This window comes from Thalassospira lucentensis, assembly GCF_011806425.1.
GTDB classification, from domain to species: Bacteria; Pseudomonadota; Alphaproteobacteria; order Rhodospirillales; family Thalassospiraceae; genus Thalassospira; species Thalassospira lucentensis_B.
In genome coordinates this window covers 171117-197085 of sequence record NZ_JAATOV010000005.1, presented here as the reverse complement: position 1 = coordinate 197085, position 25969 = coordinate 171117, and the positions used below count along the sequence as shown (strand labels likewise).

The 25969-nt window shown below is 52.8% G+C and carries 23 protein-coding genes and 1 tRNA gene; 14 read left to right on the top strand and 10 right to left on the bottom strand.

Translation table 11 applies throughout. From position 1 onward, the window contains the following. Positions 1–138 precede the first annotated feature (138 nt). The gene (locus tag HCZ99_RS15960; RefSeq protein ID WP_167448019.1) at positions 139–708 is read left to right on the top strand and encodes a DUF2975 domain-containing protein; all 570 of its coding nucleotides are present in this window, start codon (positions 139–141) and stop codon (positions 706–708) included. Beyond that, complete coding sequence (locus HCZ99_RS15955; protein WP_167448018.1) at positions 708–917, top strand: helix-turn-helix domain-containing protein; 210 nt, start codon at positions 708–710, stop codon at positions 915–917. The genes HCZ99_RS15960 and HCZ99_RS15955 overlap by 1 nt, the downstream gene beginning before the upstream one ends. An 82-nt stretch (positions 918–999) precedes the next feature. Here HCZ99_RS15955 and HCZ99_RS20935 read toward each other — a convergent pair whose 3' ends face one another. After that, positions 1000–3450: a GcvT family protein gene (locus tag HCZ99_RS20935; protein ID WP_167448017.1), complete on the bottom strand. Its 2451-nt coding sequence runs from the start codon at positions 3448–3450 to the stop codon at positions 1000–1002. Positions 3451–3810: 360 nt separating this feature from the next. On the opposite strand from HCZ99_RS20935, the gene HCZ99_RS15945 reads away from it, so the two are divergent. Both HCZ99_RS15945 and HCZ99_RS15940 read left to right on the top strand, forming a co-directional pair. Next, positions 3811–4227 carry an MAPEG family protein gene (locus HCZ99_RS15945; protein WP_167448016.1) on the top strand — a complete coding sequence of 139 codons (417 nt, stop codon included), beginning with the start codon at positions 3811–3813 and terminating at the stop codon, positions 4225–4227. A 164-nt stretch (positions 4228–4391) separates the two neighbouring features. Further along, on the top strand, positions 4392–5144 hold the full coding sequence (locus HCZ99_RS15940) for an SDR family NAD(P)-dependent oxidoreductase (RefSeq protein WP_167448015.1): 753 nt from the start codon (positions 4392–4394) through the stop codon (positions 5142–5144). A gap of 236 nt (positions 5145–5380) precedes the next feature. On the opposite strand, the gene guaA is transcribed toward HCZ99_RS15940, so the two are convergent. After that, complete coding sequence (guaA, locus tag HCZ99_RS15935) at positions 5381–6934, bottom strand: glutamine-hydrolyzing GMP synthase (RefSeq protein ID WP_167448014.1); 1554 nt, start codon at positions 6932–6934, stop codon at positions 5381–5383. A 290-nt stretch (positions 6935–7224) separates the two neighbouring features. Between guaA and HCZ99_RS15930 the strand changes: the two genes are divergently transcribed. After that, on the top strand, positions 7225–7581 hold the full coding sequence (locus HCZ99_RS15930) for a hypothetical protein (protein ID WP_167448013.1): 357 nt from the start codon (positions 7225–7227) through the stop codon (positions 7579–7581). 233 nt (positions 7582–7814) lie between these two features. Here HCZ99_RS15930 and HCZ99_RS15925 read toward each other — a convergent pair whose 3' ends face one another. From HCZ99_RS15925 to HCZ99_RS15905, 5 genes are all read right to left on the bottom strand, one after another. Continuing rightward, complete coding sequence (locus HCZ99_RS15925) at positions 7815–9152, bottom strand: RsmB/NOP family class I SAM-dependent RNA methyltransferase (protein WP_167448012.1); 1338 nt, start codon at positions 9150–9152, stop codon at positions 7815–7817. 202 nt (positions 9153–9354) lie between these two features. Continuing rightward, positions 9355–10821, bottom strand: a complete 1467-nt coding sequence (gene guaB, locus HCZ99_RS15920; RefSeq protein ID WP_167448011.1) for an IMP dehydrogenase — start codon at positions 10819–10821, stop codon at positions 9355–9357. A gap of 239 nt (positions 10822–11060) precedes the next feature. Then, complete coding sequence (locus HCZ99_RS15915) at positions 11061–11585, bottom strand: PAS domain-containing protein (protein WP_167448010.1); 525 nt, start codon at positions 11583–11585, stop codon at positions 11061–11063. Positions 11586–11795: 210 nt separating this feature from the next. Continuing rightward, positions 11796–12602 carry an RlmE family RNA methyltransferase gene (locus HCZ99_RS15910; RefSeq protein ID WP_175581545.1) on the bottom strand — a complete coding sequence of 269 codons (807 nt, stop codon included), beginning with the start codon at positions 12600–12602 and terminating at the stop codon, positions 11796–11798. 71 nt (positions 12603–12673) lie between these two features. Further along, the gene (locus HCZ99_RS15905) at positions 12674–13801 is read right to left on the bottom strand and encodes a Ppx/GppA phosphatase family protein (RefSeq protein ID WP_167448009.1); all 1128 of its coding nucleotides are present in this window, start codon (positions 13799–13801) and stop codon (positions 12674–12676) included. A 308-nt stretch (positions 13802–14109) separates the two neighbouring features. Between HCZ99_RS15905 and HCZ99_RS15900 the strand changes: the two genes are divergently transcribed. Then, a tRNA-Gln gene (locus tag HCZ99_RS15900) sits at positions 14110–14183 on the top strand. Between the two features lie 170 nt (positions 14184–14353). After that, positions 14354–14746 carry a GFA family protein gene (locus HCZ99_RS15895; protein WP_167448008.1) on the top strand — a complete coding sequence of 131 codons (393 nt, stop codon included), beginning with the start codon at positions 14354–14356 and terminating at the stop codon, positions 14744–14746. 83 nt (positions 14747–14829) lie between these two features. On the opposite strand, the gene HCZ99_RS15890 is transcribed toward HCZ99_RS15895, so the two are convergent. Together HCZ99_RS15890 and HCZ99_RS15885 are read right to left on the bottom strand one after the other, a co-directional pair. Next, a complete protein-coding gene (locus tag HCZ99_RS15890; protein WP_167448007.1) occupies positions 14830–15501 on the bottom strand; it encodes a 5-formyltetrahydrofolate cyclo-ligase in 672 nt (223 codons plus the stop codon). A 125-nt stretch (positions 15502–15626) separates the two neighbouring features. Further along, positions 15627–15833: a cold-shock protein gene (locus HCZ99_RS15885; protein WP_007090786.1), complete on the bottom strand. Its 207-nt coding sequence runs from the start codon at positions 15831–15833 to the stop codon at positions 15627–15629. Between the two features lie 841 nt (positions 15834–16674). On the opposite strand from HCZ99_RS15885, the gene HCZ99_RS15880 reads away from it, so the two are divergent. Further along, a complete protein-coding gene (locus tag HCZ99_RS15880; protein WP_368484274.1) occupies positions 16675–17706 on the top strand; it encodes a GGDEF domain-containing protein in 1032 nt (343 codons plus the stop codon). Positions 17707–17903: 197 nt separating this feature from the next. Further along, positions 17904–18938: a hypothetical protein gene (locus HCZ99_RS15875; RefSeq protein WP_167448006.1), complete on the top strand. Its 1035-nt coding sequence runs from the start codon at positions 17904–17906 to the stop codon at positions 18936–18938. A 135-nt stretch (positions 18939–19073) separates the two neighbouring features. On the opposite strand, the gene HCZ99_RS15870 is transcribed toward HCZ99_RS15875, so the two are convergent. After that, positions 19074–19697, bottom strand: a complete 624-nt coding sequence (locus HCZ99_RS15870; protein ID WP_167448005.1) for a LysE family translocator — start codon at positions 19695–19697, stop codon at positions 19074–19076. A 635-nt stretch (positions 19698–20332) separates the two neighbouring features. On the opposite strand from HCZ99_RS15870, the gene HCZ99_RS15865 reads away from it, so the two are divergent. The 5 genes from HCZ99_RS15865 (at position 20333) to mreD (ending at position 25836) form a co-directional block, all read left to right on the top strand. Further along, positions 20333–21883 carry a 2-isopropylmalate synthase gene (locus tag HCZ99_RS15865; RefSeq protein ID WP_167448004.1) on the top strand — a complete coding sequence of 517 codons (1551 nt, stop codon included), beginning with the start codon at positions 20333–20335 and terminating at the stop codon, positions 21881–21883. Positions 21884–22057: 174 nt separating this feature from the next. Continuing rightward, positions 22058–22972, top strand: a complete 915-nt coding sequence (locus tag HCZ99_RS15860) for an alpha/beta hydrolase family protein (protein ID WP_167448003.1) — start codon at positions 22058–22060, stop codon at positions 22970–22972. A 182-nt stretch (positions 22973–23154) separates the two neighbouring features. Further along, a complete protein-coding gene (locus tag HCZ99_RS15855) occupies positions 23155–24195 on the top strand; it encodes a rod shape-determining protein (RefSeq protein ID WP_167448002.1) in 1041 nt (346 codons plus the stop codon). A 127-nt stretch (positions 24196–24322) separates the two neighbouring features. After that, positions 24323–25324, top strand: coding sequence for a rod shape-determining protein MreC (mreC, locus tag HCZ99_RS15850; protein WP_167448001.1), 1002 nt, complete (start codon positions 24323–24325; stop codon positions 25322–25324). Then, entirely contained in the window at positions 25321–25836 is a 516-nt protein-coding gene (mreD, locus tag HCZ99_RS15845; RefSeq protein WP_167448000.1) for a rod shape-determining protein MreD, read from the top strand. Before mreC ends, mreD begins: the two co-directional genes overlap by 4 nt. Positions 25837–25969 lie beyond the last annotated feature (133 nt).

Genomic DNA, 25969 nt, shown 5'->3' with positions numbered 1-25969 from the left:
GCGGGCTTTTGCCAACGGCATCCGGACCCAATCGCAACCTGATCGCGAAACTCCACCTTGACTCATTTCGATAATTTATTAATGTTTTACATTAATAAATGAAACCGATTCGAAACAAAAAGGTCACAGGAGTTTTCGATGTCCAAGCCACAAAAGCCCGACACCCTTAAGCCCGACACCCTAAAGAATGTCAGAGCCATAAGCACCGTTTTATACTGGGTCTGCGCGCTGGCGATTGTGTTTGAAATCTGCGTTATTCCACTGGTGCTGTATGTACCGGGCTGGGTTGAGGCCAGCACAAGTCAGATGACCATCAGCGTTGCAGACATTGAGGCATTGGATGGCTGGCAGAAAATCGCCACCATGGCGGTGATGATGATCCCGTCCTTTGTTCTTGCCTATGGGATTTACCGACTGCGCAAAATGTTTGGCGCCTTTGCCCATAACAGTATCTTCAATGCCGCGACCATTGGCCACCTTAAGGCCTTCGGGATTGCGCTTTTGATACAGACATTGATCTCGCCACTCACCGGTGCTGCGTCATCGGCCTTGGCGACCTTTAACCGTCCCGAAGGAGAACGTTTTATTTCAATCGGATTATCGAACGCGGACGCCCATACCCTGTTTCTTGGCGGGTTGATTATCGTAATCGCCTGGGTACTGGGCGAAGCGGCGCGCATTGATGACGAAAACCGGAGCTTCGTCTGATGGCCATTATCGTGCGACTGGATGTGATGCTGGCAACGCGCAAGATGAAATCCAAGGACCTCGCCGCAAAGATTGGCATCAGCGAACAGAACTTATCGCTTTTGAAATCCGGGAAAGTACGCGGTGTGCGGTTCGAAACCCTTGCTGCCATCTGTCAGGAACTTGAATGCCAACCGGGTGATCTTTTGGAATTTGAACCTGATAGCTAATGTAAAAACGCCAGAGAGGGCAAGAACAAGAACGGCTCGCCCTTCTATCGCCTGTCCTCTCTGGCATACTTTGAAACTCCGGCTAGCTCCGCATTCGACTGCCTGTCGGATCATACAGCGGGCGAAGGGATACTTCGGCGGCAACCCGGGTGCCTGCAACATCAATCTCATAGGATGACGCCAGAATATCATCGGGTTTCTGCCCTTCGCACGGGACATAGCCAAGGCCAATAGCACCGCCGACATGATGCCCATATGCGCCCGAGCTCAGATAGCCGACGATTTTGCCGTCACGCAGGATCGGTTCATTATGGAACAACATCGGCTCTGGATCCGTTAGGCGGAATTGCAAAATACGTTTGGTCAAACCGATTTCACGTTTGCGCAAAACAGCATCCCGGCCAATAAACGGGGCCACCTTATCGGTCTTCACCGCAAAGCCAAGCCCGGCCTCCAACACATGATCCTGACAGGTAATGTCATGACCGAAATGACGGAAGCCCTTTTCAATGCGACAGCCATCCATCATGTGCAAACCACAAAGCTTTAGGCCATGCCCCGCCCCGGCATCAATGATGGTTTCGAACACATGGGCGGCCATATCCGCACTGACATAAATTTCCCAGCCCAGCTCCCCAACATAAGAAACCCGGTGCGCACGCGCGATACCCATGCCAATTTCGATGTCCTGCGCGGTTCCGAACGGATTGACCGCATTGGTAAAATCATTTGGCGAAATCGCCGATAAGACATCGCGTGATTTCGGCCCCATGATCGCCAGCACTGCTTCGCTTGCGGTGACGTCAGTGATCACCACGAAATAATCACCAACATGACGGCGCATCCATGTTTCATCGGCCAAGCGGGTGGCAGCAGGCGTTACCACCAAATAGGCGGTTTCAGATAGGCGGGTGATGGTCACATCTGCTTCAATCCCGGCACGGGGATTAAGGAACTGGGTATAGACAATCTTGCCAACAGCGACATCAAGCTCCCCACCGCAGATATAATTCAAGAACTTGGTGGCATCAGCCCCTTCGACCCGGATTTTACCAAAGGATGACATGTCATACATGCCAACCCCGGTTCGAATAGCGGCGTGCTCAGATGCGGCATTGTCAAACCAGTTGGGCCGTTTCCAGCTATAATCGTATTCGGGTTTTTGCCATGGATTGGCGAACCAATTGGCGCGTTCCCAGCCGGCAAACTCGCCAAACACCGCCCCACGCGTGGCAAGTTGCTCATGCACGGGGGACCGGCGGATCCCGCGTGCAGTTGCCTTTTGCCGGAATGGATAATGATCGGCGTATAAAAGGCCGAGTGTTTCGCTCACACGGCTGGTGAGATAGGTTTTGTTGCCTTGAAACGGCTGCATGCGGGCGATATCGACATCGCCAAGGTCGAAGGGCTTTTCCCCATCATGCATCCATTGCGCCAAGGCCATACCCGCCCCACCGGCCGACTGAATACCGATGGAATTAAACCCGGCCGCGACCCAGACGTTATCCATGCCGGGTGCCAGCCCAAGGTGATAGGCATCATCGGGCGTAAAGCTTTCGGGGCCATTGAAGAATGTGTGGATTCCGGTTTGCCCCAAAAGCGGCATGCGGTTAACCGCCATTTCAAGGATCGGCTCGAAATGGTCAAAGTCGGGCGGCAATTCATCAAATTCGAAACTGTCGGGAATGCCGTTCATGCCCCATGGCTTGGCGACCGGTTCAAACATGCCCAACAGGATTTTACCGGCATCTTCCTTGTAATACACGTATTCATCCGGCACGCGCAGCACCGGCAAACGGCCAAGGTTGGGGACGCTATCGGTGACGATATAATAATGCTCGCACGCATGAAGGGGGACATTCACCCCGGCCATTTTACCAACGTCACGCGCCCACATGCCGGCACAATTCACCACCATGTCACAGGCAATGTCGCCGATTTCGCCGTCCTCTGATGCCCATTCAATAGCACGGATGCGTGCGCCATCGCGTTTAAGGCCGGTCACCTTGGCCCGGGTGTGAATTTTCGCCCCGCGTTGGGTCGCCCCACGTGCAAGGGATAAAGCGATATTGCCCGGATCGCCCTGACCGTCCTTGGGCAGGTAAACCCCGGCAGTTATGCCATCCAGATTAAGATGTGGATACTTATCCCCCACTTCGGCGGGCGAGATTTCTTCGATCTCCACCCCAAAGGCCCGCGCCATCGCGGCCTGACGAAACAGTTCTTCCTTTCGGGCCTCCGTCAGGGCGACGGTGATGGCCCCCACCCGGTTAAACCCGGTGGCCACGCCTGTTTCGTCTTCTAGCGTGCCGTAAAGTTCTTGGGAGTATTTCGCCAATCGGGTCATGTTGGCGGTCGCGCGCAATTGCGCAATCAGGCCTGCGGCATGCCATGTTGTGCCCGATGTCAGTTCCTTACGCTCCAGCAGCACGACATCACGCCAGCCAAGCTTGGTTAAGTGATAGGCCACCGAACAGCCAATCACCCCGCCACCAATAATAACAACCCGCGCCTTGTTCTGAATTTCCGCCACTGCCTTCGCCCCTTAAAACTGCCTGCACGCGTATCGGACTGTTTTCCTGATATGTTGGCTGTCTTTTGGTGGCCCAGCAGGAGTGGCCACGCGACGCACCCTCCAGATTACAAGACCTTGGCAGCTCTAACTCTTTGATCGACGGTAGCCACTATCTTTCAACCCAGCAATACATGATGGGACCAATAGAAGCACTGGCCCTATAGAAAGGCAGGAATTGGCACCACAAACAGGTCCGCTGAAACAGGCGCAATTTCGAAGGAAAATTCAAAACCGGCATGATAATTACGCAGGCACAATGATCTAATGGCCGTGCACGGTACGTAAGCAGATGATCAATCGAATGGATCAGGATATGCCGTGACTTACGAACTTACCCTTCTTACGCTGAATGTATTGCTCTGCCTTGCATTTCCGTGGGTGTATAATTATGCCTATGCCAAGCAACCCGGCGTTCGCGCCGAACACTTGACGGGCAATCGCGACGATCTCCCCGAACGCAAGGGCATGGCTGCGCGTGGTTTGCGGGCGCATCAAAACCATCTGGAAAACCTGCTGCCCTTTGCCATCCTTGTTCTCATCGCCCATGGGATCGGGGTTTCCAACACCGTGACGGCGACCTGTTCAACGGTTTTCTTTCTAAGCCGCCTTGCCCATGCGGGGCTTTATATCGCGGGTATCAGTAGTCTTTTTGGCATCAAGGGTGTCCGATCAATCGTCTATTTGATCTGTGTGCTGGCGATGCTTGTATATGCGGCTGAACTGTTTCTCGCCTGACGCTAAACGCCGCCTTCCCTGCTTATGACCTGATCCGATGCTTGCGGTGTGTGCTTTGATTTGCCTAAATGGTGGCAACACAAGGTGCGCACGACATAACAGCATCAAAACCGATGGCCCAACGCCACGGATTTCAGGGAATGTTTCAGGAAAGGACGTTTGGAATGACGCAGAAAGTCGCTTTGGTTACCGGGGCTGCCCGCGGGATTGGACTTGCTACTGCCAAGTTGTTTATCGAACAGGGGTGGCTGGTTGCTCTAGTGGACCGCGATGGACCGGAACTTGCAACCGCGACCCGGGACATCGCGAATGCACGCGGCTTTGAGTTTGACGTTTCCATCCCCGAACAGGTCGATCAAATGATTGATGAAATTCTGACCGCGTTCGGGCGTATTGATGCTGTGGTCAATAATGCAGGCGTCGCAGATTTCCTGCCGATTGAAGAAACCAATTTCGCCGCATGGCGCCGAATTATGGAAACCAACCTTGATGGGGTTTTTCTGGTGTCTCAAGCCGCCATCCCGGCACTTAAGGAAACCAAGGGCGCGATCGTCAATATCGGCTCGATCTCGGGCCTTCGGGCATCAACCCTTCGCGTCGCCTATGGCACATCCAAGGCAGCGGTAATTCACATGACCAAACAACAGGCCGCAGAGCTTGGCGAATATGGCATTCGCGCCAATTGCGTTTGCCCCGGCCCGGTTAAAACCAAACTGGCAATGGCCGTCCATTCCCCTGAAATCATCTCAGCCTACCTTGATGCTATGCCGCTTAACCGCTATGGCAGCGAAACCGAAATCGCCGAGGTGGTTACGTTTCTGTGCTCAGACAAAGCCAGCTTTGTCACCGGTCAGATCATTGCGGCCGATGGCGGCTTTGAAAATGTCGGTGTGGGACTACCTGCGCTTCGAAAGTAGGATTTAAATGCGCTTGGTTCACATGTTGATCATAGCAATTGCAACATTGTCGCTGTCATCCTGCCTGACCTTTAATTGGCAGCGTAGCGTCCAGCAGGCACTGTCGAATGCGTGCAATTCAGCAGGCGACTGTGGATCAAGCGGGCCACCACCGAACTGAAAGATCGGTTCATTTCATTCAAACAAAACGGCGCGCCCAATGGACGCGCCGCTTTTTATTTCCGGTATCGGAAAACTTATTCCCACTCAATCGTTCCGGGTGGTTTGGAGGTGAAGTCGTAGGTGACGCGGTTGATGCCGTTGACTTCATTGATGATCCGGTTGGCGATGCGGCCCAGAAGTTCGGGCGGATACGGATAGAAGTCCGCGGTCATGCCATCGGTTGAGGTCACAGCACGCAGCGCACAGGCGTAATCGTAGGTACGTCCATCGCCCATCACGCCAACGGTACGGACCGGAAGCAGAACAGCGAAAGCCTGCCAGATCGCATCATAGAGGCCCGCATTGCGGATTTCTTCGAGGTAAATCGCATCGGCCTTACGCAGGACATCAAGTTTTTCCCGCGTGATCGGTTGACCCGGGATACGGATGGCAAGGCCCGGCCCAGGGAACGGATGACGGCCAACGAAGCTGTCAGGCAGGCCGAGTTCACGGCCAAGGTCACGGACTTCGTCCTTGAACAATTCGCGCAGTGGCTCGACCAGCTTCATATTCATGCGTTCTGGCAAACCGCCCACATTGTGGTGCGACTTGATCGTGACGGACGGACCACCAGTGAAGGAAACACTTTCGATCACGTCCGGATAAAGCGTGCCCTGCGCGAGGAAGTCAGCACCACCGATTTTCTTGGCTTCTTGTTCAAAGACTTCGATGAACAGACGGCCAATGGTTTTGCGTTTGGTTTCCGGATCAATTTCGCCTTCGATGGCACCAATAAAGGTGTCAGAGGCATCCACATGGACCAGCGGAATATTGTAATGATCCCGGAACAGGGTCACAACCTCGTCGGCCTCGCCCGCGCGCATGAAACCATGATCAACAAACACACAGGTCAGTTGATCGCCAATGGCTTCGTGGATCAGAACCGCGGTGACGGAGCTATCGACGCCGCCCGACAGACCACAGATGACTTTGCCATCACCGACCTGTTTGCGGATTTTATCAATCGCATCGTCTTTATAGGCATTCATCGTCCAGTCGCCCGAGCACCCGGCAACGCCGTGGGTGAAGTTCTTAAGCAACTGTGCGCCATGCGGGGTATGAACCACTTCTGGGTGGAACTGAACCGCATAGAATTTCTTTTCGTCATTGGCGATGGCGGCAAACGGGGCACCATCGGATTTGCCAACAACGCGGAAGCCATCAGGCAGCGCATCAACGCGGTCGCCGTGGCTCATCCAAACTTGTTCACGGGCACCTTCGGCCCATGTGCCGGTGAACAGCGCGCAATCTTCGATCACATCGACAAAGGCGCGGCCAAATTCACGGTGGTCAGAGGTCGCAACCTTACCGCCAAGCTGGTTGACCATGGTCTGCTGACCATAGCAAATGCCAAGAACCGGCACACCAAGTTCAAACACCCGTGCCGGGGCCGCTGGGGCCTTGTCCCAATGGACAGATGCCGGACCACCCGAAAGAATAACCGCCTTGGGCGCATATTCATCCAGGAAGGCATCCGAGATGTTATTAAAAGGATGGATCTCGCTATAGACACCGCTTTCACGCACGCGACGTGCAATAAGCTGGGTGACCTGGGATCCGAAATCGATAATCAGCACGCGATCAGTCATCGGGCCGTGTCTCCGTCGAAGATTGGGTTGCGCCGTACATACGTCAAACCATCGCGATGGGCAACCCGGCGCAAACCGTTGCCCAACGATGCATTCAAAAAACTTTCACCCGCAAACCAGGCATTTAGGGATAATTGCGACTTTTTTGCGCACAAAATCCCCAGAAAACCCCACATTTGATCCCTTTTTAAAGCGCAATAGGCCGTCACATTCATCCTTAACGGAACGCAAACAAAAACGCGTCCGAGCATGAGCACAGCAATATTGATGACAAAGAGGGACACAAAACCATGAGCAATTCCAAAGGTAGTAAAATCGCACTTGCCGTTGCCGGCTTTATTCTGGTTGCCGGCGCTGCCACCGCGATTGCCATGACCCAGTCCAAAGGTGACGATCCGATGGAACTGATCGGCGCCGAAGAAACCGGCAACGCAACCAGTGCCGTTAAAATTCCGAAGATTCCAGCGCCTAATGCCGAAATCGGTGATGCGGACACCAAATCGGATGCGATGGAAGAAACGCAGAAAGAGGCCGATAAAAAGGCTGCAGAAGACGGCAGTGCGGTGCCCGGCATGAACAACCTGTTTAAAACCGATGGCGCAGCCAAAGACGGCCGGACGGATGAAAGCAAACAGAAAACCGAATAAGTGCCTTGAGGAACCCTCGGCATCTGGTTTGGTTTGCGCGCACGTGCAGACTGTAGAAGTTCCCCTCAACGCCAATGAGCGTTCCCTGTAAAACAAAACTGGCCCTGCGGCAAATGCCCGCAGGGCCTTTTTCGTATGTGTCCGCGTCTGCCCCAAAAGGCCAAACCGTGCGGGCAGAGTAAGGGCGGCAGCGGGCAAAAATCGTTGTTGATATGCCAATGCTGCCAACTGCATTACTTTCCCTTGCCTTTTGCTGTGCGTTCAAACACGGCGATAAAGAAGCCGTCCGTGCCATGCACGTTCGGCGACAACCGCAGCCAAGGCTTATCCTTGCCCCCCGGAACCGGAACAGATTTTGGCGCATCCGGCCAGATATCGCTGATTGGAACCGGTTTGAAATCTTTGCGATCCCGCATAAAGGTTTCGATCAAACGTTCGTTTTCCTCGGGCATGATCGAGCAGGTCGCGTAAATCAGACGTCCGCCCTTGGTCACGCGTGCAGCACCGGCTTTAAGGATTTTGCTTTGTTCTGCCATCAGGGTACGAACATCGCGTTGACCGATGCGCCAGCGAAGGGCTGGGTTGCGGCGCAACGTGCCAAGGCCAGAACAAGGAACGTCAAGCAATACACGATCAAAGAAGCCAGACTTGCTGCGCAGCCATGTATCGCGTTCATCGGAAATGATGCGTTGCTGGATGCAATCACCTGCCCCGGCACGACGCGCACGTTTACGTGCATTATCAAGACGGGCAGAATGGGTATCACAGGCAAGAATACGGCCCTTGCCGCGCATGTCAGCAGCAATCCCAAGGGTTTTGCCGCCGCCGCCCGCACACATATCAAGAATGGTCATGCCCGGCTTTGCATCGACGATATTGACGCAAATCTGCGATGCTTCGTCCTGAATTTCGATCAGACCATCCTTATAGGCCGCTGTTACCAGCATATTCAGCCCTAGCGGCAAGCGCAGGCCATTGGGCGCATAAGGCGTCTTTTTGATATTTTTAATGCCATCGGCTTCAAGCGATTTGATCGCATCTTCCACCGATCCGCGCAGGCGGTTCACCCGCAGATCAAGTTTGGCTGGCTTGTTATAGGCCGCCATTTCATCGGGCAGGTTTTCGTGATGGAGCTTAAGCAGTTCCGAATAAAGCCATTTTGGCAATTCGGTTTTAACCGCACCCGGCTGCCCGTCATGATCAAGCGATTTACCCGACAGCTTGTTGATCAGGTGCTTTTCATTGGGATGAAGCGGATCCGGGCAGAATTGTTCACCCGAAAAACGGTCTTCGACGTCGGCGGTTTTCAAATTATCATGAAGCACCAGATCGGCGATCATGCGCGCCCGACCATCCTGGAATTCATAACCGCATTCAGCCAGCCACCAACCCAACCGCGCCTGATGGCGGATGAGATTATAAAAACGTTCGCTGATTTCACGGCGATCGCCACCGCCGATATAACGGCGTGATCCGAAATAGCCAGACACAACGCGATCTGCGTCGTCTCGGGTGTGGGTCCAACCGTCATAAAGTTCAATAACGGCCGCGATACGAGCACCGGGTTTCAAAGCGAAATTCCAACCTGTTTTTGGGTGATAAAGCTGCTTTCAATATGGGAAGCGCGTTTACACCTTACGATAAAAAAGCCGATGACGGCAGGAAAGCCTGCCGTCATCTAAAAATTCTTCGCCGCTCTTATCATGGCTTTGATCGTTCGCCAACCACATCAAAATGCAAGGCAGCCCAGCCCATCAAAAAGCAGCCCGTTGCTTAGCCACCCGGACGGTAGTTCGGGGCTTCTTGGGTGATGGTCACATCATGGGCGTGGCTTTCGCGCAGGCCCGCATTGGTGATGCGTACAAATTCAGCCCGGGTGCGGAAGTCCGCAAGGGTTGCCGAACCGGTATAGCCCATCGATGCCTTAAGACCGCCAACCAGTTGGTGGATGATTTGACCCGCTGGACCTTTGTAAGGTACGCGGCCTTCGATGCCTTCTGGGACCAGTTTAAGGTTATCCTGAACGTCTTCCTGGAAGTAACGATCGGCAGAACCACGTGCCATCGCGCCAACAGAGCCCATGCCGCGATAAGATTTATACGAACGGCCCTGATAGAGGATAACTTCGCCCGGGGCTTCATCGGTGCCCGCCAGAAGCGAACCGACCATGCAGGTGCTTGCGCCTGCTGCCATTGCTTTGGCGATATCGCCAGAGAACTTAATGCCACCATCTGCGATAATCGGAATATCAAGCTTATGGGCCATTTCACCGCATTCCAAAACAGCCGTAAGCTGGGGAACGCCAACACCAGCAACAATACGGGTGGTGCAAATTGACCCGGGGCCAATCCCGACTTTCACGGCATCAGCACCAGCTTCGGACAGGGCCTTGACCGCGTCAGCGGTGGCAACGTTACCAGCAATGATCTGGGTATCACCAAATTTGGCTTTGATCTGCTCAACAGCCTTGATCACGCCAGACGAATGACCGTGGGCGGTATCAATCACCAGAACGTCAACGCCGGCTTCGACAAGTGCAGTTGCACGTTCAAAACCAGATTCGCCAACCCCGGTCGCCGCAGCAGCGCGAAGACGACCACTTTCGTCTTTACAGGCATTCGGGTGCAATTTGGCTTTTTCGATGTCCTTAACCGTAATCAGGCCAGTACAGCGATAGGCATCATCCACCACCAGCAGTTTTTCAATGCGGTGTTGGTGCAAAAGCTTTTTAGCTTCTTGGGTGTCGACATTCTCGGTCACCGTTACCAGACCCTCAAAGGTCATCAGTTCGGAAACCGGCTGAGAACGGTTGGACGCAAAGCGCACATCACGGTTGGTCAGAATGCCGACCAACTTGTTGCTGCCGCGTTCGACAACCGGAATCCCGGAAATGCGATTATTGTCCATCAGATCAAGCGCATCGGCGAGTGTCTGGTCCGGATGGATGGTGATCGGGTTGACCACCATGCCCGATTCGAACTTTTTCACACGCCGAACTTCTTCGGCCTGCTGGATGATACCGAGGTTCTTATGAATGACCCCCATACCACCGTTCTGGGCCATAACAATCGCCATGGCACTTTCGGTTACGGTATCCATAGCCGAGGAAAGCAGCGGGATATTGAGGGAAATGTTCTTGGTAATGCGGGTATTGGTCTGCACCTGAGCAGGCAACACTTCTGATGCTGCGGGTTTGATCAGTACGTCGTCAAACGTCAGGGCTTCGGTAATGCGGGTCATCTGGCCACCTCGTTAATCTGAGTTGGCGCGGAACTTATACACGTTATGACCCATATGCCAAGTTTTCTGCGCCCATAACAGCCCTGCGAATTTATTGCTGCAATCTTTGATGGGTTGCGTTAGAAACTGGTCGATGGGGCTGCCGTCAGGCGAGCCCCTTTTTTGCTTCCCCACACCGACATACAGATCACCTGTCTTTAAACCGCAAAGCGCGGCGCAAATCCGCCTTACAGGATGCCTTATAGGGTAAAGACAAACTGATCGTAATCCATGCCCGCATCCGCCAGCAGACTGCCAACCATGGCAGTTCCGCGTGCCATGCCGTCTTTGCGGTTGCGTTCTTTTTCTTCTTCTTGGCAAAGGGCGGCATAAAGCGGGATCACTTTTTCAAGTGCATCGCGACGCGGCACCCGACGGTTTGAGTGATAACCAATGATCTTGCCATCTGGGCCCATGGTCGGCGTGACATTGGCCAAAACCCAATAATGATCGCCATTGGCACAGCGATTAATTACATATGCAAAAATTTCGCGACCGGCTTCGATGGTTTGCCACAGCAACGAAAATACGCATCGCGGCATGGCCGGATGACGGATAATGCTGTGGGGCTGGCCCAACAGTTCTTTTTCGCTGTAGCCCGCCACACGCAGGAACACGTCGTTGGCGTATGTGATCCGCCCTTTGGTATCGGTTTTTGAAACGATGATTTCGCTTTCTTCGAAAAACCGTTCGACACCCGTCACAAACAACTGATCCTGCTTCATCAAATTCCCCCAACGAATTTCAGCCCGCTATGTGCGCCTGAAAAGATCGAAAACGGCTTGGCTTCCAACCAACCAAGCGCACCACTTTAAAATGGTTATAACCGACAATTCGCCAAAAACTATTTGATATAGCGCAACGGCATTTGTGATTAATCCGCAGGCCTTGAAAACTGCCGTTTTTGTCAGATCAAAGCCGATCAGGCCCCGGCGTTATTCCACCGGGGACCATGTATCATCTGTGGGGATTTCTGCGCTGTTGATGTCGTCCTGGGCATTGTTTTGCCCACGGAAACCGGTTGCGATCAAATAGGCTTCTGGGCTTTCGGGGCGCGATGCCGGTGGCTTGGCATGCTTGGAAACGCGGAAGTTCTTTTTCACACGGTTAAGCAAATCAGTTTCCGTTCCGCCCTTAAACACCTTGGCGATAAAAATACCCCCGGGTGCCAAGACTTCCTCGGCAAACATCAAGGCATGTTCAACCAAATCAATAATGCGGATGTGGTCGGTTTGACGATGCCCGGTGGTTTCCGGGGACATATCGGAAATTACCGCATCCACCGGCCCCTGAAGAGCATGCTTGATCATTTCCGGTGCAGCCGGATCGAGGAAATCGGCCTGCAAACAGGTCGCGCCAGGAAGGCCTTCCCATTCAAGGATATCAAGACCAACAACCTGGCCTTTACCCTGTTTGGAGCCGACCATGTCCACAGCGACCTGTGTCCAACCGCCCGGTGCAGCACCCAAATCGACAATGCGCATTCCCGGACGCAGTAAATCAAACTGATTGTTGATTTCAATCAGCTTAAACGCCGCGCGCGAGCGATAGCCAAGACGCTTTGCTTCTTGCACATACGGATCATTAAGCTGCCGGTCGAGCCAGCGGGTTGATGAAATTTTGCGGCCCTTGGCACTTTTAACGCGGGTCCGAAGACCACGGCGTGCGCCGGTATCAATTGCGGCAATGGCCGAACCCTTGCGACGGCGCGTGCCGCCTTTTCCGCTGCTCTTGTCGCTCATGATATTTCCTGAACTGAATTCTGTGTTGACCAACGTCCCATCGGCATCATCGAATTATGCGATATGACCGATCAGGAATTGGTTTTGATATGCGACACTGTATGACGGCGTGCATCGCACGGGTCAATAGCGTGGCCGTCTGCGCGCATCAAATCGACGAGAATACCTTCTCTGAGGCCACGATCGGCAACTTTAAGCGTTGCCAATGGCCAGATATCGCGAATCGCGGCAAAGATCGCAGCGCCAGCATCCATTAGCTCGGCCCGTTGGTTGCCGATACACGGATGGCCTTTACGCTTGTCATTTTCCATGCGCAGTAAAAGCTCTGTGACACGTTCCGCGTCATCAAAGCGCAGATCTGACCCATCGACTTTATGCCGTTCATAGCGTTCAAGGCCGAGCGCAATACCGCAGAAGGTGGTCACGGTGCCGGATGTACCAATCATTTGCACCATGTCTTCGCCCAGCATGTCCGAACAGCTGTTGCGTTTGGCAAATTCCGCCAAACGGTCGCGGATTTCGGTGCGCATCGCTTCAAAGCGTTGGCGGCGTTCCTCGACCGAGGCATAGCGTTCGGTCAGACACAACACACCGCACGGCATGGACAGAGTTTCAAGACATTCGGTTTTGCCGGTTTCATCGACCTTGATCCAACAGATTTCCGTGCTGCCGCCGCCAATATCGAAAACAACCGCATAGGGCCGGTCATCCAAAAGTGCTGAGCAGGCCTGAAGCGCCAAACGGCTTTCTTCATCGGGATTGATGATTTCAAGCGAAATGCCGGTTTCGTTGCGCACACGCTCGATAAATTCATCGCAGTTGTTGGCCGAACGGCAGGCTTCTGTGGCAACGGCGCGGATACTGGCCCCTGCATGCCGGCGCAGTTTTTTCGCACAAACGCGCAACGCATCAATTGCCCGGTCCATGGCGGACTCGCACAGATACCCTTTTTCGCGCACCCCTTCGCCAAGGCGTACGACGCGTGAAAACGCATCAATGACCTTAAAGCCATCATTACATGGACGCGCGACCAACAGGCGGCAGTTCGAACTGCCCAAATCGATGGCGGCGTAAAGTGGCGCTGTAATGCAATCGATCATAGGGGCGGGTTTTCCCACCGGAATTCCGGTGTGAACGGTGGTGCCGGGCTTTGGCAAGATGGGCTTTTCGGGCACATCAAGGACCGCATGGTCGCCCATCGTAGCGCCGCCATCAGGGTTGACGACCCCTTGCGAATTGCTATGAGGATGAACCTGCTTCACCTTTCTAAACCTGCTTTCTATGACCAACGTTATATGTGTGTCTCATGCTAACACGTCAATTATGTGACATGTTTGCGAATCAGCTATATGAGTGTAACGACAATCGCTGACAAGGCAAATGCCCTATGCAGGAAACACATGGATGTGTCGCTTCCTCGAAAAAAGGGTTGCCAAAGCCCAGTTGGTTTTATAAATACCGCCCACGCCAAACGCACAAGCCTGTGCCGCGGCGTAGAAAGTTTTGTTGGGGAATAGGTTAACGGTAGACCTACGGACTCTGACTCCGTCAGTCCTGGTTCGAATCCAGGTTCCCCAGCCAACTTTCCGCCTTTTCAAACTCCCTTAGAATTTACTGACAAAAACCACATAAGCAGCACGCTTTCGCTTCGCAATGCGGTCTGGGCTGCTTTCTCCCGCCTACGTCGTTGACGTCAGCCGATACCAGCGCGATCATTCTTTTTTACGTCGCGTAACGGTGAGGTATCGAAAATGGATCGTTTTAAGGGGAGCTGCCTGTGTGGTGCGATCCGCATCGAAGCATTAGGGCAGCCCTACCGCGTTGGCCTGTGTCATTGCATGGATTGCCGCAAACACCATGGGGCGCTTTTCCACGCATCGGCAATATTCCCCGAAGACGCAGTAACGATCAACGGTGAAACGAACGCCTATCAAGGGCGACATTTCTGCCCGACATGCGGATCATCTGTCTTTTCGCGCAGTGATGACGAATTTGAGTTCAATCTAGGAACGCTTGATCAACCCGATCAGCTTAAGCCAACCTATGAACTTTGGACCTGCCGACGCGAATCATGGTTACCCGCCTTCCCGATCCAGCAAAGCTATGAGCGTGATTGCACGAAGACAGAGCGCGCAGAAGAATAACGCTATCCGCTGGGGATCGGTCGCAAAGCGTTAGCAAAACGTGCCATGAGATTACGTGACGCGCCCTACCACGGCCTTGCTGCTTAGGAACTCAGATGACAGGGCGATGATGAAACATCGGTTTTGTCTTCGGCCGCAATGAGCGAATCGCCGAGCATCTGAATCCCGCGATCGGTAATGATCACATCGACCGGAACGTCATATTCGTGGGGTAGGATTGTGCCAAGTCTGGTGGCGTCAAACCCAATACCGACAACCAATGGCCGGCGTTTAACCGCGGCCAATGTCCGATCAAAAAATCCCCCGCCATAGCCCAATCGATAGCCGGCACTGTCAAAACCAACCAACGGGGCCAGCAAAACGTCAACAGCAACCGGGTCCGTATCCTGCGGTTCGGGAATCCGGGCAAATCCGGGCGCCATCTTTGTTTCGGGGGTCCAATCATGAAACACCATTGGCTGATCTTTGCCCGGCACCACGGGCAAGGCTGCTGTGCCGCCTGCCCGTAAATGGGTTTCAATCACGGGGCGCAAATCAATTTCATTTTGGATCGGCCAATAAAAGGCAACAGTGGCCCCTGCCCGGCTTTCAAGAAAGGCGGTGAAGTGCGCACGGATTTGATTGGAAAGGGAGTGATGCGTTGCCGCATCAAGTGCAGACCGCCATCCCAGCAAAGCGCGGCGAACCGCATGGCGCCATTCAGATTGGCTTTTGGCGTCTTTTGTGGCGGGTGCCGCTGGCAGGTCGAGGCTCATGAAATTCGGTGCTCGTTGTAAGTGCGTCTTTGGAACGGTAGCTTACAACATAACCCCTTAAACGCATAACGCGCCGGAAACCGGCGCGTTAACGGTTGTCAGCAAAAGCTGCAATCCAAAATCAATTACATGATGGAGAGTTCTTCTGCCGACATGCGGCCGTTACGACCTTCAATCAGCTCGAATTGAACTTTCTGACCCTCATCAAGTCCCTGCAAACCAGCGCGCTGAACAGCGGTAATGTGCACGAATGCATCTTTTCCGCCCTCATCCGGGGTGATGAAGCCATAACCCTTGGTCGCATTAAACCACTTAACCGTTCCGGTAGCCATATCCGTCGTCGTCCTTAGTTTAGTATGCGCATTTACCGTAAGGCGAATGCAAGAAAACAAACCCATGCACTGCACCCAAAAGAACGTCGACCACAATCAACCAGAAAGCAACCAAGCACCTGAAAGATACACTGCATTGTTTCAAAATTACGCGAATTTTCGGCGTAGTGCAATGTATTCATGTGTAAAGTTCTTTTTTTAATGCGATACCTTATACGACACCACTATAAAACCCTTTGGTTGAAAAACCAAAACGCAGACAACACCAAACGCGCAAACCCGCAACCACCACAACGTTGCGGAAACCTCGACCTCCGGCAAAGAGAGCTGAGACACAATAAGGTCAGATCAATTGCCCGATTATCCCAACCTCTGGTCACTTTTCATGAAACAAGCCACTAACACTCCAATCCCCTAGACCAATCACGATGCCCACAAGAAGTGTAAAACTCAAAAGCATGACTGAGACACATGACGTCCTCACCATGAATAGTACCAGCATAGGTTGAGGGTCTGTATCGGAGACACCTTGCTGCGAGTCCCTTGAAAATTAAATATTACAGCCACTTACCCAAGGACAATGTAGCCCATTGGCGTAGAAGGCTGATCGGCGGGAATCTAGGCATCACGCGGCGATGACAGAATTTGTCTTAATTGCCATGACGGTTTCTCGTGACTTTTGACTGCCATTCGAACGATGATGATAAGACACATAAAAACACGCACGTCTAAACGATGCGAGAAACGAGCAGGGCCATCAGCGTACGCAATCGATGAGACCGACCTGGGACATAGGTGAAACAATCAAGGAACAGTAGTTATCTGATCGGAAAATCAAACAGTGACAGCGACAGCAACCACCAAGATCGCCAATCCTCGGGACATCGCGCAGAATGTCATGACACTGATTAGTGAGCTTAACCTGCAACCCACCCCGCAGGTTTATCACGTATTTTACAGCTATCTGACAGACGAAGTCCCTGAACTGAGCCAGTTGCTTAAGGTGTTGATTCGCAACACCCAGGAACTTGATGAAGAAACCGTTTTTCGGGTTTACCACAAGTATCTTGGCTGCAACGGCATCGAGCAAAAACTCGACCAGGGCGTTGAAGGATTACAGGCAGCGGTAGAACGGGTGGAAGAAGCAGTTCAGTCCGTCATGATCGACACTGAATTATTCTGCGATGAAATCGATACCGCATCCAACACCCTTAGCGATGAAGATATTTCGCTCGAAGATACCCGTGCTGTGACCGAAAAACTGTCAAAGGTCTCAAAAACAGCGCGCAACCGCTATGGGAATTTCAGCAGCGACCTTGGCGAATACCATCAGGAAGTACGCCGCGTTCGCAGCGAGTTGGAACTTGTACGCCGCGATGCGATGACCGATACCCTGACAGGGATCGCCAACCGAAAGAATTTCGACACGTCGCTTCGCCACGCCGTCACGACCACTATGGAAACCGGGGCGGAACTTTCGTTGCTTATGATCGACATCGATCACTTTAAGGCATTTAACGACAATTTCGGTCACCGAACCGGCGATGGCGTATTAAAGGCCGTGGCACGTGTTCTTCGAAACTCGACCAAGGGGGCAGATACCGTTGCGCGCTATGGCGGGGAGGAATTTGCAATTATCCTGCCCGACACGTCGCTCGAAAATGCCGAAAAGCTGGCAAACAAGTTGCGCGATAATGTGTCGGCCCAACAGATCATAAATAAGAAAACAGGTAAGACTTTCGGTAAGTTAACCGTTTCAATCGGCTTGACCAACTACCGCCTAGGAGAGAATATACTCGAGTTTGTTGATCGTGCGGACAATGCGCTGTACGAAGCAAAACAAAGCGGACGAAACACCTGTGTGTCTCAATAAAAAAAAGACATGCTGGCCCGATGAAAAAATAAAATGATGCCCAACTTGTTAGTATGACATAACCATACATACAGAAACGGACACTTGAGGACACCAGACGTATCTTGCCAAGCCAAAATGAGCAGTTCGCCCTCTTAAATTCGGCGTTACCTCATCCAACATAATCATCCCATGGCTTTGCGGGGCGGAGCAACCGTATGACACCAAAGAAACCCGAACGTAAGATTGAACTTGAACACAAAATTTTTAAGACGTTCGAAGAATGCCACTTTCAAAAGTCTGACATTTCGGACGAAGCGCTTTTTGTGCTAAAAATGGCCGAGGGATCGGTTGTTTCGCTGCCTTTGCGCGCGATTTGTCGTGAGTTTAACATTGATGTAAATTCCAAAGATGGCGAGTTGATCAGCCTGATCGACAAGGCCCTTAATTTCATTAACGTATTGCATCCGGGCGACGACCTGCCGCTTGAAGTTTTGACGGGCGAAGCATCTTGGGATGTCGACGAGGCACACCAAGCGATTGCCTATAACCGTATCACCATGCAGTTGGTGACATGGATGTCCGGTAATGAAGAGCTGATCACGGATCCCGATCAGCTGATGCAAATCGCAGAAGATCCGAGTACCAAAAAGAAAATCAACCAAGCCTTTGATGAAGTTGCCGAGAAACTTGGATTGGGCAAGGAGAACCGCGAGGAAGTTGTCAATCTGGTCCATCAGGTCGCAGATGAACTGTCCTATGTCGAAACCTTGCGCGAAAAATACCGAAGCATCAAAATGGTTGATGGCAAGATGCAGGAGCTCCGCCGCATCTATGCCCACGAAAAAGGTGTTTTAGAAACGGTCACGCAGGCCATTCGCCTTCTTGATGACGCCAAGAAGAAGTTTGAAACATCGTTTGACGAGATTGATGCAAACACCGGCGAAATCATGTCCGTGCTGAAAAACTTCAGCTCCCAACGGCAATATATTCGCAGTATGCGCGATGATTTGCACCGCCGCCTTCGGGCGTGGGAACCGCTTATTGTCGAGTGGGAAAACCTGACGGTTGAACGCGGCCCGGCTGCCGTGCGCCTTGTCCGAGACACCTACCAGTTCCTTGCGCCGCGCTTCATGAAAGTGAAGGAATGGCTGCTGATCACGAAGATGCAAGACGGAATTGCATCGGGCCAGACCTTTAAGAACGAAGATGAACGCATGGGCGCACTTAAAGGCAAGATGATGCAGTGGTAGACCTGCCTTTGGGCAAAGGACGTTCATTGGACATCACGACAAAACAAAAAATCGCGGTTTTATCCGCGATTTTTTTTTATGGCCGAGCCACGTTTCAGCCCTGCCAAAACGTCACATTCGGTTTAGGTCGTCGGCCTAGCTGGTCGCAAGCCAGACACCAACAGCGACCATCAAGGTACCTGCGATGCGGTTGAGAATACGGACATTGCCGCTTTTTTCCAGAAACTTGCGCAAGGAACGCCCGCCCGTCGCATAGAGCGTCATGCAAATCAGCTCGGTCATCAAAATAATCGCCACCAACACCGAAAGCTGTGGCGCGATTGCATGTTCCAAACTGATGAAGGGCGGCAGCAAGGAAATCATAAAGGCCCAGCCCTTGGGGTTGGCAATGGCCGTGATGAACCCTTGGGTCATTAACCCGAACGCTGTTGCGGTCTTGGCCTCGCCAACATCGGTTGAAATCGCCATGCGCCCGCGTGACAGCCACAACTGAATGCCAAGCCACGTCAAATAGGCACCGCCGATATACTTAAACACCGCAAAGATTGCCGGGTACTGCAACATCACCGCCGCGACACCAAGGGCGGAGGCCACAACAACAATCCCCACCCCGACCAGTTCGCCCGCCATCATCCACAAAGTCCGTCGCAGGCCAATTGTCATGCCAAGCGTCAGCGCAAGGGTCATGCACATGCCCGGCGTGATCGAGACAAAAAAGGCAGTCGGGATAAAGGCCCCGATCAAAGACAGACTGACCATGGAATATTCCTGTGACGAGCGTGGCGCTTAGGGTAGGCAATACCACCCTAGCAAATCGATCAAGTTCTAAAATCAGGGCAAAACCACTACCTGATAACGCGAAAAGCAGCCAGCGCCTTTTTCAAATAGTTGAACTATTTGACGAAGAAGTTGCGCAGGCCAAGCCCCGCTGAAAGCCCATTTCCCAACCAACGCCGCGCCATCGCCGCGACCGCCTCGCTAAATTCCACTCAAAAAAGCCGCGAAAAGATACAAAAATTACTTGACCTAAACGCGCGGTCCGATGAAATTGAGGATGTCGCCAGCACAGTCTGGCTTAGAAACCATTTGATGAAGACCGATGACCGCAGACAATTGCAACATCAATGCATTTGCCGATCGCGCCGAAGCCTCTGCTTCGGGCGCCATTGCGCTGTCTGCTGTAAACCTCCTTACCGGTCTACTTGGTCTCGCAGCCCTACTAGGCTCGCTACGACTTACTCGCCCCTGAGCGAAAGACGACGGACCAGATCACGCAAGAATAGTTGATCACGGTGCCGCAGCTCAGGGGAAAAAGTCGCGCCAGACGGCCCGCACTCCTTCCAGACAGAATTAAAATATACCGGGCAAGACCCGTTTGATCAGGAAACAAGACAATGGCTAGTGCAAACGACAATCGCGTTATCATTTTTGACACCACCTTGCGTGATGGGGAACAGTCCCCAGGTGCATCGATGACGCTTGATGAAAAAATGCGTGTGGCCCAGGCGCTGGCGGATTTGAAAGTTGACGTTATCGAAGCTGGCTTTGCCATCGCATCGAACGGCGACTTCCGATCAGTCAATGAAATTGCCAAGGAAATCAAAGGCCCGACGATTTGTTCGCTGGCCCGTGCGGCCAAGGGTGACATTGAACGCGCTGCTGAGGCGCTTGAGCCTGCTGAAAACAAGCGTATTCATACCTTTATCTCCACAAGCCCGCTGCATATGAAATATAAATTGCAGATGGAACCAGAACGCGTTCTGGAAAAGGTGATTGAAAGCGTAACCTTGGCACGCAAATTCACCGACGATGTCGAATGGTCGGCAGAAGATGGTTCACGGACCGAGCACGATTTCCTGTGCCGTTGCGTCGAAGCCGCCATTGATGCCGGCGCAACCACGATCAACATCCCAGATACCGTTGGCTATACCACTCCGACCGAGTATGCCGACCTGATGACCATGCTGTTTAACCGTGTGCCGAACATCGACAAGGCGATCTTGTCTGTTCACTGCCACAACGATTTGGGCATGGCTGTATCGAACTCCTTGGCCGCTGTTCATGCGGGTGCACGTCAAATCGAATGCACCATTAACGGTTTGGGCGAACGCGCTGGTAATGCAGCCCTTGAAGAAGTGATCATGGCGTTGAAAACCCGTAATGATGCCTTCCCGTATGAAACTGGCATTGATTCAACCAAAATCATGAGCGCATCACGCTTGGTCTCGGCGGTTTCTGGTTTCGTGGTGCAGCCCAACAAGGCCATCGTTGGTGCCAATGCCTTTGCCCACGAAAGTGGTATTCACCAAGACGGTTTCCTGAAAAACTCCGAAACCTATGAGATCATGAAGCCCGAAAGCATCGGCCTGAACAAATCCAGCTTGGTGATGGGCAAACATTCCGGCCGTCATGCCTTTAAAGAAAAGCTCAAAGAGCTGGGCTTTGCCGAATTGGGTGACAATGCCATTGAAGACGCCTTTGCGCGCTTCAAGGAATTGGCCGACAAGAAAAAAGAAGTCTATGACGACGATATCGTCGCCTTGGTCGATGATGGCATGCGCGACAACGAATACATCAAATTCGTTAGCCTGAGCGTCAGCTGTGGCTCCAAAGGCCCACAAACCGCGGAACTGGAACTGAATGTTAACGGCGAGAGCAAAACCGCCAAAACCACCGGTGACGGCCCGATTGACGCGACCTTTAACGCGATCAAGGAAATCTATCCGCATGACTGGCGTCTGAAACTCTATCAAGTACACGCCGTGACTGAGGGAACCGACGCCCAAGGTACCGTGACAGTCAAACTTGACGGTGAAGACCGCACTGTGGTTGGCAACGCATCAGACACCGACACCGTAGTTGCGTCTTGCGTGGCCTATGTAACGGCGGTGAATAAGCTGATCGAGAAAAGCAAAAAAACCGCACCGGACGCCATGGCATCCTGATTGGGTTGAAAGCAAGAATTGTGAAAGGGTGGCGATTTCGCCGCCCTTTTTTTATGCCTGCGCGGCCGCAATCGTCATCTAGACGGCTCATCAATTTTACCCGCAATCAATAGAAACATGCCCCACCCAATCAATCTGTGGTAATATCAATTCTTGGTACAAAGGAGTTCTGATATGATCAGGTTGCTCATTTTGGGAAATTGTCGTTTTGGCTTTGCGACGATGGTACGCTTCGCTTGCTTCGCCGCCTTTTTCTGTTTTGCCCTGACGCCCGATATCGTAAAGGCCGATACTGGGCAAAAGGTCGTCGTGCCAGCACTTTCTTATCCGGTAAGCGGGCTGCGCCAACGCCTTCTGGCCGAAGGGAAAGCCATTCCAGCCGTCGATGACACCTTGCAGGCCGATATACCGGCACGCTTCTTTGCACCAAGCCCTGCAGCGCGATCACCCGACACGCCATATGCAGCAGTTGTTGCCCTACCCGATTGCGATGATGCGTTCCCGCAAAAGTGGATTACGATTTTGCAGGACGCCGGCATTGGTGTTTTGGTGATATCCCCTTATCAAGCCCACCCATCGCAATCCTATTGCACGGGTGGTTCGCTTGATAAACCCAAACACGGGGTAACCTATTGGGGGTTTGATGCGCTAAGCGCGCTTTCCTATCTTGCTCAACAGCCAGAAATAGACCCCAAAAGAATTGCGATATTTGGCTACGGCTATGGCGCGGCGGCGGCACAATTTGCGATTTACCGCCACGGGCACGCCAAACGCATTCCCGAAAGATATCGCGCATTGGTCGGCCTGCGTCCGCAATGCATGTCGGAAATGGATAATTTTGTGCCAAGTTTACTGGTCGCAGTGCGGCATGATCGGTTTAATCCACCAGAATGGTGCCAATGGCGTATGGATCGTGACATTGGTCCCAATACAGAAACGGTCGCGTTTAAGTTGGTCGACAGCAGCGAAATGCCTGAGAAACAAGCGACTCGTAAAACCCTTGTGGTTGAAGAAAGTCCGCCTGTTGTGACCACAATCCTCAATTTCCTGTCCGAACACGCGATTGACGGGAAAAACAGCAAAAATTGAATTAAACCGCCAAGGCTATATTCCTGATCATGTTTTTGTCGCCTTAATTCAAGAATTTGTCGCGCCTTAATTATTCCTCAATCCCCTGAGCAGATTATTCGTGCATCGGCTTACTCCTTGCGCTATCAAAGCCGGTACATTCGTATTCAAGATTTTACTATTAACCGGGGCATAGGGCAGGAATGTTTTCCAAGCTTCTTGGGGTTTTATCCTCCGACATGGCGGTGGATCTGGGCACCGCTAACACACTGGTTTACGTCAAAGGACGAGGCATCGTTCTTAACGAACCATCCGTGGTGGCCATTACCGACGAAAAAGGCAAGAAGCAAGTTCTTGCCGTTGGTGAAGAAGCCAAACAAATGCTCGGTCGTACTCCGGGGTATATTCAGGCGATCCGCCCGCTTCGTGACGGTGTCATCGCCGAATTCCATATCGCCGAAGAAATGATCAAGCACTTCATTCGAAAGGTGCATAACCGTCGCAACTTTGCGAGCCCGGAAGTGATCATTTGCGTTCCATCCGGTTCGACCGCTGTTGAACGCCGTGCAATTCAGGAAAGTGCTGAAAGTGCTGGCGCCCGTAAGGTTTGGCTGATTGACGAACCGATGGCAGCGGCAATTGGTGCTGGTCTTCCGGTTACCGAGCCAACCGGCTCTATGGTTGTTGATATCGGTGGTGGTACGACCGAAGTCGCCGTTCTGTCGCTTGGCGGCATTGTTTACGCACGTTCAGTACGTGTTGGTGGCGACAAAATGGATGAGGCAATCATCGCCTATATCCGTCGCACTCATAACTTGCTGGTCGGTGAAAGCACCGCAGAGCGTATCAAAAAAGAAATCGGTTCCGCATGCGCACCCGATGATGGGGATGGTGCAACGGTTGAAATCCGTGGCCGTGACCTGATGAATGGTGTGCCAAAAGAACTGATCATTTCCGAACGTCAGATCGCTGAAAGCCTGGCCGAGCCGGTTTCTGCCATCATTGAGGCCGTTAAGGTCGCGCTTGAACAGACCCCGCCGGAACTGGCAGCAGATATCGTTGACAAGGGCATCGTGCTTACCGGTGGTGGCGCAATGCTTGGCAATCTTGATTATGTCTTGCGTCATGCAACCGGCCTTCCGGTTTCGATCGCAGACGATCCTCTTTCCTGTGTCGCGCTCGGTACCGGTCGCGCATTGGAAGAGAAAAAGATGCTGCGCAACGTTCTGCACACAGCATACTAATCTTGATCTGATCGAAAATATTTTCACCGGGTTGCATCCGCACTGGACGCGACTCGGTGATTTCGTTAAGGTTATATATCCCATGTGGGATCTTGCGTAACCTTTCTCGAAATTGCGGGGAATACACTTGGCACAGCATGGCGGTCCGCAGCAGCGTATCTTTTCGCCGTTACGTACGGCGCTTCACCGCTTCGCTTTCATTCTGCTGATCTTTTCGGCCTTTGGATTAATGCTTTTGGGCAAGGCCGATACAGTCCTGATTGAACGCATTCGCGCCGCATCGGCGGACCTTGTGTCGCCGATAATGAGCATCGTGTCTCGTCCCGCGGCAAGCATCGACGAATTTACCGACAAGCTTTACAATCTCGCGCACCTCTATGAGGAGAACGAACGTCTGCGCCGCGAAAACCGGCAATTGCTGGCATGGCAGCAGGCCGCGCGTAACTTGTCGCACGAAAACAACCGTCTACGTGACCTTGCACATTACACCACCCCACCATCGTTGAACCTTGTGACGTCACGCGTTATTGCCGACATGGGTGGGGCCTATGCCCACAGTCTGATGATTTCGGCTGGATCACGGGATGGGGTGATCAAGGGTCAAGCCGTCATTGCCGACGAGGGCCTTGTGGGACGCATTGCCGAAGCCGGCTATCAGGCATCGCGCGTTCTTCTGATTACCGATATTAACTCGCGTGTGCCGGTCATTGTTGAGAACTCCCGCGATCGTGCATTTGTTTCTGGTGACAACACCAACCGTCCGCTTCTGACCTTTTTGACAGCCGATGCATCCGTCGCCCCCGGTGATCGTATTTTGACCTCCGGCCATGGCGGCGCCTTCCCGCCCGGTATTCCGGTCGGCATTGTGTCATCCGTTTCAGAAAATGCCGTTCGGATTGCCCCGCTGTTCCATCGCCATCAGTTGGAGTATCTGCGGGTTGCCAATTACGGACTGCACGGCATCCTGAGCGAGCAACGCATTCGCCAAAGCCTGTCGCCCAAAAACCCGGCCGCGACCAACCTTGCGCCAGAAATTCCAGCAGGTGTTGGCGTTGTGCCCGATGACAGCGAAATTCAGGCCGGTCAGGCAAACACATCTGAGCAAACCCAAGAAGGGGACCGTCCGTGAAACCTAGCGTCTGGCAAAGACTGGACGTTATTGCGCGTGGTCTTGTTCCGGCATTTAGTGTTTTCGTCCTTCTTCTGATCAATCTTCTGCCCATCGGCCTGCCTTTGCTGTCGGCCGCCTCGCCCTCTTTGGCATTGATGGCGGTCTTTTACTGGTCAGTGAACCGACCTGACCTGCTGACCGGGTTAACCGCCTTTTTGCTTGGTGTTTTGCAGGACCTTTTGCTGGGCTTGCCTTTGGGGGTCAGTTCGCTTGTGCTGTTGCTTGTGCAAACGATATCGGCCAACCAGGGCCGTTTTTTCCACAATAAATCATTTGTCGTGATGTGGTGGGGATTTGCGCTGGTTGCGATCCCGTCATTGCTGGTGCAATGGCTGTTAAGCTCTGCCCTGATTGGGGCGCTGTTGCCAATTAAAGCAACGCTGATTAGCTATATGCTTACCGCTCTATTGTTTCCGATTGTCGCGTGGTTGCTGGCACGCACCCAAAATAGCTTGCTGCGCTATGTATAAGGCCCAGCATCACAGCGACAACCAACAGAAATACGCCGGCGAAATTGATGTTTTGGCAACCACAATACGTTATGATGTAACATTACGGTTCCCATACACCGCGAAGCCGGATAGAACGGCCCTCACCAGCCGG